13 protein-coding genes are annotated in these 13,536 nt (G+C 47.1%); 5 read left to right on the forward strand and 8 right to left on the reverse strand.

Annotated features, from left to right (window positions below; genetic code table 11):
- Window positions 1-129: 129 nt before the first annotated feature.
- Complete coding sequence (locus FSB75_RS18050) at window positions 130-3,042, reverse strand: M16 family metallopeptidase (RefSeq protein WP_146790346.1); 2,913 nt, start codon at window positions 3,040-3,042, stop codon at window positions 130-132.
- Window positions 3,043-3,156: 114 nt separating this feature from the next.
- Here FSB75_RS18050 and FSB75_RS18055 point away from each other — a divergent pair, with 114 nt between their 5' ends.
- From FSB75_RS18055 to FSB75_RS18065, 3 genes are all read left to right on the forward strand, one after another.
- Window positions 3,157-3,396, forward strand: coding sequence for a hypothetical protein (locus tag FSB75_RS18055; protein ID WP_146790348.1), 240 nt, complete (start codon window positions 3,157-3,159; stop codon window positions 3,394-3,396).
- A gap of 4 nt (window positions 3,397-3,400) precedes the next feature.
- Window positions 3,401-4,207 carry a TIGR00266 family protein gene (locus tag FSB75_RS18060; protein ID WP_146790350.1) on the forward strand — a complete coding sequence of 269 codons (807 nt, stop codon included), beginning with the start codon at window positions 3,401-3,403 and terminating at the stop codon, window positions 4,205-4,207.
- A gap of 95 nt (window positions 4,208-4,302) precedes the next feature.
- Window positions 4,303-5,286: an ion channel gene (locus tag FSB75_RS18065; RefSeq protein ID WP_146790352.1), complete on the forward strand. Its 984-nt coding sequence runs from the start codon at window positions 4,303-4,305 to the stop codon at window positions 5,284-5,286.
- Between the two features lie 21 nt (window positions 5,287-5,307).
- Here the strand turns inward: FSB75_RS18065 and FSB75_RS18070 are convergent, their stop codons facing one another.
- From FSB75_RS18070 to FSB75_RS18090, 5 genes are all read right to left on the reverse strand, one after another.
- A complete protein-coding gene (locus tag FSB75_RS18070; protein WP_146790354.1) occupies window positions 5,308-5,517 on the reverse strand; it encodes a hypothetical protein in 210 nt (69 codons plus the stop codon).
- Between the two features lie 111 nt (window positions 5,518-5,628).
- Entirely contained in the window at window positions 5,629-6,150 is a 522-nt protein-coding gene (locus tag FSB75_RS18075) for a YMGG-like glycine zipper-containing protein (RefSeq protein ID WP_227990634.1), read from the reverse strand.
- 185 nt (window positions 6,151-6,335) lie between these two features.
- Entirely contained in the window at window positions 6,336-6,890 is a 555-nt protein-coding gene (locus FSB75_RS18080) for an ankyrin repeat domain-containing protein (protein ID WP_227990636.1), read from the reverse strand.
- A 63-nt stretch (window positions 6,891-6,953) separates the two neighbouring features.
- The gene (locus tag FSB75_RS18085; protein WP_146790356.1) at window positions 6,954-7,631 is read right to left on the reverse strand and encodes a DUF4197 domain-containing protein; all 678 of its coding nucleotides are present in this window, start codon (window positions 7,629-7,631) and stop codon (window positions 6,954-6,956) included.
- A 223-nt stretch (window positions 7,632-7,854) separates the two neighbouring features.
- Complete coding sequence (locus tag FSB75_RS18090) at window positions 7,855-8,253, reverse strand: Hsp20/alpha crystallin family protein (RefSeq protein ID WP_146790358.1); 399 nt, start codon at window positions 8,251-8,253, stop codon at window positions 7,855-7,857.
- 212 nt (window positions 8,254-8,465) lie between these two features.
- Here FSB75_RS18090 and FSB75_RS18095 point away from each other — a divergent pair, with 212 nt between their 5' ends.
- Window positions 8,466-9,641 carry an AI-2E family transporter gene (locus FSB75_RS18095; protein ID WP_146790360.1) on the forward strand — a complete coding sequence of 392 codons (1,176 nt, stop codon included), beginning with the start codon at window positions 8,466-8,468 and terminating at the stop codon, window positions 9,639-9,641.
- A gap of 70 nt (window positions 9,642-9,711) precedes the next feature.
- Here the strand turns inward: FSB75_RS18095 and FSB75_RS18100 are convergent, their stop codons facing one another.
- Window positions 9,712-11,592 (reverse strand): M1 family metallopeptidase, encoded by a 1,881-nt coding sequence (locus FSB75_RS18100; protein ID WP_146790362.1) that lies wholly within the window; start codon window positions 11,590-11,592, stop codon window positions 9,712-9,714.
- Between the two features lie 127 nt (window positions 11,593-11,719).
- On the opposite strand from FSB75_RS18100, the gene FSB75_RS18105 reads away from it, so the two are divergent.
- A complete protein-coding gene (locus FSB75_RS18105) occupies window positions 11,720-13,048 on the forward strand; it encodes a DEAD/DEAH box helicase (RefSeq protein ID WP_146790364.1) in 1,329 nt (442 codons plus the stop codon).
- A gap of 2 nt (window positions 13,049-13,050) precedes the next feature.
- Here FSB75_RS18105 and FSB75_RS18110 read toward each other — a convergent pair whose 3' ends face one another.
- Entirely contained in the window at window positions 13,051-13,452 is a 402-nt protein-coding gene (locus FSB75_RS18110; RefSeq protein ID WP_146790366.1) for a hypothetical protein, read from the reverse strand.
- Between the last annotated feature and the right edge of the window lie 84 nt (window positions 13,453-13,536).

Below are 13,536 nucleotides of genomic sequence, written 5' to 3' on the forward strand. Positions count from 1 at the left end.
ATAAATAAGCGGATTAAGCCCTTCTTCGTTTCTGCAATAAAAGAGCCCCGCTCTTTGGAGCAGGGCTATGAAAATGATTGATTTAAACGCTCACAAGTTTAAAGAAACGTGGCTTAAAAATTTGTTTCTTTAAAAGGCTTGCTTTGCGGCAAGGTTGCCATCTGCGTCCAGTTCCACAATGTCGTAACCCAGCTTTTTCACACCGTCCAAAATTTTCTTTTTATCACCCACCAAAAGAATGTTCATCTTCTCGGGGTGCAGATACTTTTGCGCCGCCGCTTTCATTTGCGCCGACGTCATGTTCTTTAAAATTTTGTTCTGCTGCTCTACAAAATCCGGTGGAAGATTGTAATCCAAAATGCGGCCGATGAAGGCGGCTTTTTGCATACCGGTTTCGTAAGCCAGGGCATCACGCTGGCCCACGGCGCTCTTCATAAAACTTATTTCTTCGTCAGTTGGTCCGTTAGCCGAATAGGTTTTAAGCTCTTTCATCACTTCCACCAAAGCGCTGTCGGTTGCGTCGGCTTTAATGCCTGAGCTAAAGCTAAAATCACCGCTGTATTCATCGCCGGTGAATCCGCTGCGTGCACCGTAAGTCCAGCCTTTATCTTCACGAAGATTTAAATTCACACGGCTGTTGAAAGCCCCGCCCAGCGGGAAGTTCATGAGGTACGCACGGTAGTAATCGCCGGTTGCGTCGTATTTCAATCCTGTTGCATAACCAACTCTAAATTCTGATTGTGCAGCCTTCGGTACGTCAACCAAATACACTTTTGTTTTGTCAACAGAAGGCGTTGGATCAATCTTTGGCAGCGTTACTTTTTTCTTCGGCAATTTGTCGAGGAAAGAAAGCTTGGGCAAAATCTCTGCTTCCGTTACATCACCCACAATCACCACTTTGGTTCCAAGTGACGTCATGTTGTTGTTGTAATAATTCTGCACGTCTTCGAGCTTGATGTTCGGAACCGTTTTCTCCGTGCCTTCTTCCGGAATGGCGAGAATGTGGTTGGAACCGTAATTCAATTTTGCAAACACGGCAGAAGCTACTGCAGCAGGCTGCGATTTCATTTGTTTAAAACCTTCCAGCGACTGGCGTTGAATGCGTTTGAATGTTTCTTCCGAAAATTTCGGGTTAAACATGCGCTCTTGCAACAAGGCAAGCGTCTTGTCCAAATTTTTCTTCAGCGATTGCACGTTGAAGGTTACGTCGTTTGTGCCGCTGCTTACGCTGATGGAGCTTCCGAGCTTTTGCAGTTCTTCGCCAAATTGTTCAGCGGTAAAGTTCTTCGTGTCTTCGTTCATCATGCGGGCGAAGAAAGAAGCCACGCCTGCTTTTGACACGTCAGCTGCTTCCAACAAATGACCGCCGGGAATAGAAATCGAAAGCGTTACCGTTGGTATCTCGGTGTTTTGCGTACCAATCATTTTCACGCCGCTCGGCAAATCTTTGCGCCAGTATTGCGGAACTTTTACAACAGGATTTGGACCGTTGCCGGGAATCTTCTTGCGATCGAAATTGTCTTTTGCTTTTACGTATTTCAAGCCTGCATAACCGTAATCCGGCGCTTTGTAGTTCGACTTATCAATCGTGTAATTGTCAGCCGATGCCGCGGCGGTTGCTTCCTGTCCTTTTGTAAGCGTGCTTAACACCACGTGGTTCTTGCCCTTGATGTATTGATTGTACACACGCATCACGTCTTCCTTCGTCAACTTTTTGTATTGGTCAAGAAGCGTAGCCAGCAAGTTTGGATTGCCGGCAAAGGTTTGAAAAGCCGCCAGCGTACTTACTTTACCCGATACGCTTTGCAAACCGTTGATGGTTCTTGCTTCAAATTGCGTTTTAAATTTTTCTACGTCGTCATCGGTCACGCCGCGCTTTTCAAATGCTGCAAACGCATCGTTCACCAATGATTCCATGTCGCTTAAAGACGATTCAGGATAAGGCGTAATGCCAATGGAAAACTCACCGGCCAGTTCTGATGACTGGTTGAAGGCGCTTGCCTGCAAAGCCTTTTGCGTTTTGATAAGCGTTTGATAGAAAACGGAAGCCCTGTTTCCCCCACCGCCTCCGCCGCCACGGCCTCCGCGACCACCGCCGCCACCAAAACCTCCGCCTCCGCCAAGCACTTGCGCCAACAAAGAAAGCGCCGGACCATCGGGATGATATTCGGGAACGGTTGGATAAACAAGGCGCAACTGCGATGCTCTTGCGTAATTGTCAACGTAGCTTGTGTAGCGGGTTTTATCCAACACAACAGGGTCGAGTTTTACCGGCGTTACTTTTGGTCCGCTTGGGATGGTGCCAAAATATTTTTCAACCAACTTTACAACGTTTGCTGTGTTCACATCGCCACCGATTGTAAGGGTGGCATTGTTTGGTCCGTACCAACGAAGGAAAAAGTTTTTAAGGTCGTTCGCGTTGCTGCGATTCAAATCTTCAATGTAACCAATCGTCAGCCAAGAATATGGATGGCCGTAAGGATAAAGTGCTTTCGAAACGTACTCGCTTTGTAAGCCGTAAGGGCGGTTGTCGTAATTCTGACCTCTTTCGTTCTTTACCGTTGCACGCTGCACTTCAAATTTCTTTTGCGTAACGGCATCCAGCAAAAAACCCATGCGGTCCGATTCAAGCCACAAAGCTTTTTCGAGTTGGTTGGAAGGAATGGTTTCGTAATAATTTGTTCTGTCGCGATTGGTGCTGCCGTTGAGCGTACCGCCGGCTTCGGTCACAATTTTAAAATGCTGTTCGTCGGCCACGTGATCGCTGCCTTGAAACATCATGTGCTCAAAGAAATGTGCGAAGCCAGACTTTCCAATCTCTTCTCTGGCAGAACCCACGTGATAGGTTACGTCAACGTGCACCACGGGATCGCTGTGGTCTTCGTGCACAATCAGCGTAAGGCCGTTTGGCAACACGTACTTCTCGTATGGAATAACGAGTTCATTCCCTTTTCTGGTCACTTTCTCCACCAGCTTCGCCTGGCTAAACGCAGCCACCACCAAGAACAGCAGGCAAAGGGCGCCGGTTAGTTTTTTTCTCATGTGTAAATGTTTAAGGGTGAAAAATTAACGCAAAAGGGGGTTCATTTTTTTGACGATGGTTAAAAAACCTTAATGAATATGTGTCGCGTGACGGTATCCCGAAAAATTGCTGCAATGGAGATGATGTTAGAGGAGTGCTTAAAGCCGAAGGCTATCAAACCTTATAACCCTGGTAGCAACGCCACCAAAACGACCTTGTTGCCTTATGCAGCAGGGAATAAGGCAACAAGGTTTGCCGACGAAAACCGCAATGCCATTTCTTTTTGTATGAATGCGTTTTTCAGCGGCAAAAAGTCAAAATTTCTCCCTCGTTTATTTCAATTCCAATCATTAATTACCTTCCCAAAAAATTAAAACAATGAACACCTTCAATAGAACTTCTCACGAAATTGACTACCGCATTTTTGGCGAAGAAATGCAATGCGTGGAGATTGAACTTGACCCCGAAGAAACGGCCGTTGCCGAAAGCGGTGCATTTATGATGATGGATGACGACATACAAATGCAAACCATCTTCGGCGACGGCAGCCGGCAACAGGGCTCTGGCTTATTCGGAAAATTAATGTCGGCGGGCAAGCGCTTGCTTACCGGGGAAAGTTTGTTCATGACGGCGTACACCAACACCGGCATGGGCAAGAAGAAAGTTTATTTTGCCGCACCATACGCGGGAAAAATCATCACCCTGAACCTTGCAGAGTTGGGCGGCCGTGTAATTGCGCAAAAAGACGCTTTTCTCTGTGCTGCAAAAGGCGTGAGTATCGGCATCGAGTTTCAGAAAAAATTGGGTACAGGACTATTCGGTGGCGAAGGTTTCATCATGGAAAAACTGGAGGGTGACGGTCTTGCTTTTTGCCACGCCGGTGGTTACGTGCTTGAACGGGATTTGCAACCCGGTGAACTGTTAAAGATTGATACCGGTTGCATCGTGGCGTTTCAGGCAAGTGTTGATTATGACATTCAATTTATCGGCGGCATCAAAAACACCATCTTTGGCGGCGAAGGTTTGTTCTTCGCCACGCTTCGGGGTCCTGGTAAAGTGTGGATTCAATCTTTGCCCGTGAGCCGCTTGGCCGCACGCATTTTGCAATACGGCGTTGGTCCTCGCAAAGAAGAAGGCAGTGTGTTGGGCGGTTTAGGAAATATGCTTGACGGAGATGGATGGTAAATCCGTTGACTGGTTGATTCGTTGAAACGGTTAATTGGATAACTTTTCTCTTTTGCCAATCAACAAATAAACCGGTCAACAAATCAACTAAAAAAATGGCCAGTACGAAAATCAACCGCCGATCCAAAGCCAATCCCGATACCGGTTTCGGTTCGCAAACCACTGCGGTTGGCGGCCGCTTTGTCAACAAAGACGGTTCGATTAACGTGCGCAAGCAAGGCTTGTCTTTTATGCGGCGTACCAGTTTTTATTCCTCGCTGCTCGAAGCCCCGTGGCCAAAATTTTTGCTGCTCATTTTTGTTGCTTACCTGCTTGCCAATTTTCTGTTTACCCTCGTTTATTTACTCGTGGGCATGGAGCACTTGCAGGGCTTTCATTCGGCAACGCAGGCAGGCAAGGTTCGAGAAGTGTTTTATTTCAGCACACAAACCTTTACTACGGTTGGCTACGGCCGCATAAATCCTGTGGGTGATGCGGCCGATATTGTCGCGTCCATTGAAACCATGATGGGCTGGTTGTTTTTCGCACTCGTTACCGGGCTGCTTTACGGACGGTTTACGCGGCCAAAAGCCTACATCAATTTCAGTCAGCAGGCGCTTGTTAGTCCTTACCAGGCCGGCGTTGGCGTTATGTTTCGCATGGTTCCCTACAAGAGCCTTCACCAACTTACCGACGTGCGGGTTGTGGTGAGTCTTTCGCTGAAAGTAACAGAGAACGAAAAGTCGGAATACCGCTTTTACACGCTTTCGCTTGAGCGGTCACGCATTGACATGTTCAACATGAACTGGACGGTGGTGCACCCCGTTTCCGAGGAAAGCCCGCTGCTTCATTTCACTAAAGAAGACCTTGACCAAAGCGATGCAGAAATGTATGTGCAGGTCACGGGCTTTGATCCCATCTTCTCCAACACGGTCATGTCACGCACTTCTTATACCTACAAAGAATTTATTTGGGGCGCCAAGTTCAAGCCTATGTACCACGAGTCGGAAGATGGCAGCACAACCATTTTGGAGTTGGACAAACTCAATGAATTTGACAGGGTGCAACTTCCTGTTTTGGCCGAAATAAATGCACAATAAAATGTAACCCGCTTCCTCGTTTTAAAACTTCCGTAACGTCATAAAAGCGGTAGTCGAAATCATTGTTTGGCTTGGTTGTGCACGAACGTTTAGAAATGATTTTGCAGAACGCGAAGCGCTGGCAAGGCCGAATGTTTTATCAGCAATAAAATTTTTTTGAAAAAGAACGGCAACGAAAAGCACAAGGGGCAAACAGGCGAGAATTAGTTTAACGGTGAGAAACGTTTTCATGGTGACAGGTTTTCTTGCGCATTGGTATGATTAACCCATAAAAACGTAATCAGCGTTGACATAAAAAAAGCGGAGACCTTGCTCCGCTTCCGAATTTATATTGAGTGAACATTAGTAACGTCCGTCTTTCTTGTCTTTTGAACGGCCAATACCGTAACCTACACCGGCACCCAAAATGCCGCCGATTGCCGCGCCGGCCGCACGGTTACGTTTGTTAATCACCGCACCTACTACCGCACCACCAACACCACCAATTACAGCGCCTTTCGCGGCCTTGCTCCAGCCTTTCTTTTTGGCCGTGTTAGAGGAAGTGGAATTGTAAACGCCACTGCCGTTAGAGGAAGAACGTCTTGCGGTAGATGTGCTCCTTCTCGAACTTGTCGTTGGCCTGTCAACGTACACAACTCTTTCGCGTACGACTTCTTTTGTAGGCTGTTGTGCAGCCACTTGATTTTGCTGGGCAAGCTGGTTAGCAACGGCCAATTCGTTCTGTGCTTTCCACTGCTGAAACTGTGCCAGTCCGGCGGTGTCAACAGGTTTCAGCGTTTGGGTTTCGGCTGCCGTTCGCGGGTTGTTGTTGCTGCACGACGCCATGATGGCTACCGTGCTTAATGCAAAAAGTATCTTTTTCATAAGTTTACGTTTTCCGGATAAGTAATGTTGTTTCATCGTGCCTCATCTAAAGACAAAAACGTGCCAAGTGAATAATAGAAGTGTTATTGCCTGTTAAAAACTCTTCAAAACGGCAGGCTAAAACCCTAAAGACCGGACACTTCCTTTTGCTCTGGCAAGATGAAAATAAAAGCAGGAAAAGATTTTTATGCAAGGGGCAGATAGCGCTGAATAAGTTCTATCATTTCTTCATTTTCCTGGATGATGGCGTGATCGAGCGAGGTCTTTCCGCGGCTGTCGGGAAGGTTGCTTTGTGCGCCGTTGCGCAGCAGCCATTCGGCAATCTGAAGCTGCCCGAAAGTAGCGGCAAACGTGAGAGCCGGTGCGCCGTTGGCATTGCGAAGGTTTACGTCGGCACCCGCATCAATCAGCTTTTTTGCAATCTCTTTGTAGCCTTTAAAACAAACGCCCATTAGTGCCGTGTTGCCGGCCATGTCCTGCGCATTCACGTCGGCGCCATTTTGCAGCAGAAATTCAACCACGGCGGGCTGATCGTTATACGCGGCCAATATCAACGGCGTAAAGCCTTTTCCATCGCGTGTGTTTAGGCTTGCCGGGTCGGCTTCGTGCGCCGTTTGCAAAGCCGTTACATCGCCGCGGCGCGAAGCATCAAATACGTCAACGTTGCTGGGGTTGTTCATCGTGCCAACAAAATTAGGTGCAAAAGCAAAACGCCGCAGGTTGCGGCGTTCACTGTTCAAAAGATAAAGTTCGTTTGTTGAAGTGTTGTTCTTCAATCGTTGCGTGATGATTGAAACTTCACCTTACAAATTCCAGTTTCTTGAAAAAACTTTCTGCAGCAGCGGTGTAGTGCGGGATGCGGCGTTGGTGCGTACCTGCTGTTCGGTCTCTTCTAATTTCTGAAACATTTTTTCGCTTACCAAGCCGGCCATAATGTTGGCCAAATCAAGATTGAGTTTGTTGCCCACCAAGGCTTTTGCGGGCTGAATAATCTTGTCCCATTGTTCGTTCAGCTTGTATTCGTTCAGGGCTTGCTGCATCACAGGTTTTATAGACGTGCGAAGCTCGCTGCCCACATTGCTGCGCAGATAGTCGGTTGCCGACGTGCCGCCGCTCTTTACTATGCGAATAGCGTCACTCAATTTCATGTTGGCAATTCCGTTTATGAAAATAGGAACCGAGCGGGTTGCGGTTTGCTCGGCTGCCGTGCTAAGCGTATTGGTAAACCGGTCAACCTCGCTGGTGAGCCCAAGCGTTTGCAATGTGTTCAGGGTTTTGCGCAAGGATTCGGGAAAAAGAGCGGCCATCACGGCGTCTTTGGTAAAGGCTCCCTGCAAATTGCTTTTAGCGCCCAGTTGCAACAACTCGCGGATGGCGGCGGAAGCATCCTGTTCGGTGAGTACATAGTTTTTTAAGGTGCTGCACGAAAAAGTAATCGGTAGCAGAAAAGCGAAGAGGACGGGTAGAACTGCTTTTTTCATGGTGTGACGTTTTGCTGTGTTGGATGAATTGTTTTCTGTTTACGACTTACAAAAAATAGGGCCACAACTTGTTGGGGATTGTTAAAACAAAAAGGCAACGCGGCTCTGCGCGTTGCCTTTAACAAATGAATAATGAGTTGTCGGTAATGAGTGCCGTGCCGTGCGTGTTTTACAAGTGCGAAAGACGTGCAAGCTTCAAACGGCCCCATTCATTATTCATCATTCATTTTACAGCCACTTCTTTCTTGGTTGCTTCCTTGCCGGGAATCAGTGGCAGCGAAACCTGCAGTACGCCGTCTTCGTATTTGGCGGAGATGGCATTTACGTCAATGGTTTCGTCTAACTGAAAAGTGCGCACAAAACCACCGCGGCTGTATTCGCGCAGCACCCACTCCGGACGCGGAAAACCTTCCGGCGGCGTGTACGAAATTTTCAGTTCGCTTCCGTCCACATCAATTTTAAAATGTTCTTTAATGCGGCCCGGCGCAAACACCAGCGTTTCGTAGCTGGTTGCAGTTTTGTAAACGTTTACCGCAGCCCGTTGCTGGCTGCGAACGAAAAATGGATTTTGTCCTCTTGCTGACTGGTTGCCTTTTGCGGCGCATGACTGGTTGTAGTACATGTTTTACTTTTTAAAGTGAGAAAATAAAGGAACAATTTTCCGTGGCGAAGAACAGGCCAGTGAAAAAAACGGTAAGGATTGGCAGAAAATGCACAAGAGAAAACGTGTTGTGCTGACAAAAAATTTCAAAGCCTTCCATTCTGGCAGCGCTGTTATTGCATGATTAGCTTGGTGGTATTGCTTTTGCAAACAGACGGGTAACGCATTTTCACATGAACGAAACACAGCGGGAAACAAGCTACCCCATTTACATTAAAGTGACCGCTATATTGGTTGGCTTGCTGGCAGGCATTTACATTCTTTATGTCCTGGGCGACATATTGGTGCCGCTGGCCTTTTCAATCTTAATTGCAATTTTATTAAACCCGCTTTATGCACGCTTGGAAAAACTGATGCCGAAAGTGCCTGCCATACTGCTCACACTTTTCATTGCCATCATTTTTGTTGCGGGGCTGTTCTATTTTCTCTCTACGCAAATCAGCGTTTTTATCGACAGTCTTCCGCAGATAAAACAAAAGCTTACCCTGTTGCTGGAACAATTGGAGGTTTGGGCAAAAAATAAGTTTGGCGTTGACGTTCAAAAGCAAGTTGCGGCCTTAACCTCTGGTACGGACAGCATGCTTACCAGCACGGTAGCGCCGGTACTTTCCTTCATCAGCGTAGTGTTGTTGATACCCACTTATGTTTTTTTGTTCCTGTATTACAAACCGCTGCTGGTGGATTTTCTCTTCCAGATTTTTTCCGAAAAACATTCTTTGCGGGTGGCGGAGATTTTAGCCGAAACCAAAACCGCCGTGCAAAGTTTTATGCAGGGATTGATGATAGAGATGATCATTGTATCGGCAATGAATGCGGTGGCGCTTGTGCTTATCGGCGTGCCTTCGGCCATCGTCATTGGCGTTATTGGCGGCATTTTAAACATGGTGCCTTACATCGGTGGCCTTATTGCCATTGCCATCCCGGTGTTGATGGTGACGATTACCCGCGATGGGTTTTCGGGGCAATTGGCAGTGGTAGTTTCTTACCTGGTTATTCAATTTATTGACAACAATATTTTGGTGCCAAAAATTGTTTCCAGCAAAGTGCAAATCAATGCGCTTGTGTCCATCGTTGCAGTATTGTTGGGCGGCGCTTTATGGGGTGTAACGGGCATGTTCTTGTCCATTCCAATGATTGGTGTGCTGAAGATTATTTTCGACCGCATTGATGAAATGAAACCGTGGGGAATGTTGCTCGGCATCGAGATTCCATCGGAACACATTGGCTTGGTCTGGCAAAAAAGATGGGCACGTATTTTTCGCCGCAGGCAAAAGAAAAAAGAACTGGAAGAAGCAGCAGCCGTGGCCGAAGATGATACGCCACCAACGGCAACGGCTGAAGCTCCTTAAGTTTTGATATTGTGATATTGAGATAATTCCTGTTTCGTTCACGATAATATCTCAATATCACAATACCGGTTTACATCCCTGCTTTCCATTCGTTGTCTTTTACGTTTGCGTCCATAAAAATGCCGCCGTCAAGTTTTACACTGGCAACAGGCTTGCTTGTGTTTACAGAAACCGTTGTTGCTTTTATATCGTCTTGCCACACCGCTGGCGTTTGATGAAAACGCTGGCTTGTGCTATCGCTATAAGTTACTACAACATCAAACGGTGCAGGCATGCCGCCGATGTTTTGTACCGAAACCGTTGCGTTGTTTGCTGCGATTTTTACATCGGTAATGCCAAGGTCAATGAAAGTGGGAGCGAAGTACCAGGCGTTCCAAAACCAGTTCAGGTCTTTGCCTGCTGCGTTGCTGATCGTGTTGAAAAAATCCCAGGGAATCGGGTGCTTGCCGTTCCAGCGCAGCATGTATTCCTGCAAGGCTTTTTTAAACAAGTCATCACCCAATAAATCTTTCATGGCTAAATAGCCCAATGCGGCTTTGCCGTATTCGTTGTTGCCAATTGATTGCGGCTGCGTTAAAGGTCCAGGTGTTACAATCGGTTGGTCTTTCAATCCACGCGACAAAGCCCGTATCCATCCCTGCACGCGAAACTGTTTAAAAAATTTATCGGCAGCCTCTTTTCCCATCTTGTCGCTGTTGAACAAATACTCAAACGTAGTAGCCCAGCCTTCGTCCATAAAACCATACGTTGTTTCGTTAATGCCCATGTAAAACGGCATGTACGTATGTGCCATTTCGTGCATTACTACAAACCGAGAAAAAGTGGTGTCGCCAAAGGTGTTGTCGTTTACCATCATCGGGTATTCCATGTCGGCCTGTCCTTGAAACACGCTTGATTTTTCATACGGATACGGAATTCCCGGCCACGCATTCGACAACCATTCCAGCGATTCTTTGCCAAAGCCCACCATGTAATGATAATCTTTTGCGCTATCGTTGTAGGCTGCGTTTACTACGGCACGGCGACCGGTTTTGTTGTCCACAACCACGCTGCCTGCATCCCAGTTGTAATGATCGCTCAGGCCAAGCGCCACGTCGGGAACATTGTGTGCGGTAAACGTCCAGGTGTTCATGGCCTTTTGCGTGGTGATTTTTTTTGCTGCAAGATCTTGCGGCGTTGCAATGCGAAGCACATCATCCGTTGTTTGCGACTGCTGATATTTCAGCAAAAAAGAAGGTTGCAAAACCGCTGAAGGATTGGTTAGCGTGCCCGTTGCCCACACTAAATAATTTTTTGGTACCTGCACGTTCAATGTGTAATCATTGAAGTCGCTGTAAAACTCCAGCGCATCATTAAACGGCGTCGTATCCCAACCGTTGTAATCATCGTACACGGCAATGCGCGGATAGAAGTAAGCGAGATAAAACGTTGTGCGATCAAGCATGCCCTCGCGGCCGCTTTGTACCGACACGTCGTAGTGCCAATTGAAAGTGAGTTTTACTGAGTCGCGTGAAGACAAAGCCTTCGGCAGCGGCAGCGTGGCAATGGTAAAGATGTTTGGATCGTTTGTCCACGCAACGGGTTTGCCGTTTACGGTTACCGCATCTATGCTCACGCCATTGGTTAAATAATCTTTTCCCGCAGGACCAAGGCGTGGCGCACCGGCTTTGTGAATGTTGAGAAAAAGTTTCAGCACAAGTTCTTTCAGCGCACCGGGACTGTTGTTGATGTAGGTAATTTCTTCTTTGCCCTTCACCGTTCTGTTGGGCGGCATTGCGGTAACGGTGATGTTGTAACGTGCCCGGTTTTGCCAATAAGACTTTCCCGGCCTTCCGTCTTCCGAACGCGTATTTGCGTCAAAGGCTTTTTGTATTTCGGGTGGTTTGGGCAGGCTTTGCGCCGAAGCGGTAAGCGCCGCCGGCAATAAAAAAGAAAAGAGAAAGCGTTTCATTGTATAAAAGATTAAGGCCGGAAGGTAAAGGGAAACCAAGGTGTGAAAAACAGTTTTTGATAACCGGTACGCAACTGCTTTGATAAAGCAAAAATGCCGGCGAAAACCGTTCACCTATTTTTGCCGGATGCTGCAGAAAAATTTTTCAACGGAAACCATTCTTGCAAACCTTCGCATTGATGAATTAAACGAGATGCAAAAAGCGGCGATAGAAGCAGCGGCGCAAAACGATAACGTCATTCTTCTTTCACCAACCGGCTCGGGCAAAACACTTGCTTTCTTGCTGCCGATTATGGCCTCTATTGATAAAGCGAATAAAAAGTCGCAGGCGTTAATCATTGTGCCTTCAAGAGAGCTTGCCTTGCAAATTGAAAGCGTGGCAAAAGCGATGGGCACGGGCTTAAAAATCACGACTTGTTACGGCGGACACAAACGCGAGATAGAAGAAAATAATTTAATTCAACCACCCGCTTTGTTGATTGGTACGCCGGGCCGCCTGGCCGATCACATTCGCCGCGGCAACATCACCACGGAGACTGTCCAAACATTGGTATTGGATGAATTTGATAAATCGTTGGAAGCCGGGTTTGTGGACGAAATTGCTTTTGTGATTTCATCATTAACCGGTCTGCAAAAACGTTTTCTTACTTCCGCTACTGAGGCCGTAGAGATTCCGGAATTTGCAGGCGCTGCCGATGCACTCCGGTTAAATTTTTTACCCGAAAACGAAGCGCCGAAAGAAGCACTCGCTATTCAAACCGTACTCTCTCCAGATAAGGACAAATTGGAAACGCTTTTTAAGTTGTTGTGTTATTTGGGCGCACGTCCATCCATCATCTTTTGCAATCACCGCGAAAGCGTGGAAAGAGTAAGCCAAGCGTTAACAGAGAAGAGCATCGTGAACACTTTTTACCACGGCTCAATGGAGCAACGCGACCGCGAAGTGGCGCTGGCAAAATTCCGCAACGGCAGCAGTAACTTTTTGGTAACAACTGATCTCGCTGCACGCGGACTGGACATTCCCAACATTCGTTACATCATTCATTATCATTTGCCAGCAACCGAAGATGTATTTACGCACCGCAACGGCCGCACGGCGAGGATGGATGCCAGTGGGACTGCCATACTGATTTTAAGCAGCGACGAAAAGCTGCCGCCTTATATCAAGTCACCTGTTTTGGGAATTGATTTGCCTGCGACAAACGAGGTTCCTGAAAAGCCGAAGTGGACAACGCTTTTCATCGCCGCCGGTAAAAAAGACAAGGTCAACAAGGTTGACATCGTCGGTTTTTTCACAGCAAAAGGTGACTTAAAAAAAGAAGACCTGGGGCTCATTGAAGTGAAAGACTTCTTCTCTTTTGCCGCCGTTCGCAAAAGCCGCGTAAGTCACCTTTTGCAGCAGATAAAAGAAGAACGCATGAAGGGAAGAAAGATAAAAATCGCGGTAGCAAAATAAACCTACGGTTTTATCAAAAGTTCCTGCGCCGTAAACGCAAAGTATAAATTTTGCAGGCTGTGTAAATGAAAGAGGTTGTTGCTTAAGGGCACGTTGTTCATCATCAGCCGCGCAAAACATTCTTTGTTGTTCTTCACATAGGCCTTGATGTTTACGTCGCCGCTGCCCATTACCGGCAACGCCAAAACAAACTCGCGGCTTTCGGGAAGCAACGCATATTTTTTGTTTTCGACAAAGCCACAACCGTCCAAAAGCTTTGGGGAAAGAACAACCGGAAACAAATCTTTGCCACCGTCTTTTGCCATCAGCGCAAAATGTTCAAACGTGCAAGCAACTGTCAAAACGCGAACGCCGGTTTTGTGCATCAGATAATTTCCCAAACGAAACTCGCTGCTTTTAATCATGCGGGCAAATGTATGAATCGCTTAATGAGTTAATTGGTTAATAGGTTACTACATTACTATGTACTGACAGGCTGCACTTATTAA

This window comes from Flavisolibacter ginsenosidimutans (genome assembly GCF_007970805.1).
GTDB classification, from domain to species: Bacteria; Bacteroidota; Bacteroidia; order Chitinophagales; family Chitinophagaceae; genus Flavisolibacter; species Flavisolibacter ginsenosidimutans.

Coding starts and splice junctions, on each gene's coding strand:
- FSB75_RS18050 (WP_146790346.1), bottom strand. CDS start 3,042: ATGAGAAAAAAACTAACCGGCGCCCTTTGCCTGCTGTTCTTGGTGGTG.
- FSB75_RS18055 (WP_146790348.1), top strand. CDS start 3,157: ATGGAGATGATGTTAGAGGAGTGCTTAAAGCCGAAGGCTATCAAACCT.
- FSB75_RS18060 (WP_146790350.1), top strand. CDS start 3,401: ATGAACACCTTCAATAGAACTTCTCACGAAATTGACTACCGCATTTTT.
- FSB75_RS18065 (WP_146790352.1), top strand. CDS start 4,303: ATGGCCAGTACGAAAATCAACCGCCGATCCAAAGCCAATCCCGATACC.
- FSB75_RS18070 (WP_146790354.1), bottom strand. CDS start 5,517: ATGAAAACGTTTCTCACCGTTAAACTAATTCTCGCCTGTTTGCCCCTT.
- FSB75_RS18075 (WP_227990634.1), bottom strand. CDS start 6,150: ATGAAAAAGATACTTTTTGCATTAAGCACGGTAGCCATCATGGCGTCG.
- FSB75_RS18085 (WP_146790356.1), bottom strand. CDS start 7,631: ATGAAAAAAGCAGTTCTACCCGTCCTCTTCGCTTTTCTGCTACCGATT.
- FSB75_RS18090 (WP_146790358.1), bottom strand. CDS start 8,253: ATGTACTACAACCAGTCATGCGCCGCAAAAGGCAACCAGTCAGCAAGA.
- FSB75_RS18095 (WP_146790360.1), top strand. CDS start 8,466: ATGAACGAAACACAGCGGGAAACAAGCTACCCCATTTACATTAAAGTG.
- FSB75_RS18100 (WP_146790362.1), bottom strand. CDS start 11,592: ATGAAACGCTTTCTCTTTTCTTTTTTATTGCCGGCGGCGCTTACCGCT.
- FSB75_RS18105 (WP_146790364.1), top strand. CDS start 11,720: ATGCTGCAGAAAAATTTTTCAACGGAAACCATTCTTGCAAACCTTCGC.
- FSB75_RS18110 (WP_146790366.1), bottom strand. CDS start 13,452: ATGATTAAAAGCAGCGAGTTTCGTTTGGGAAATTATCTGATGCACAAA.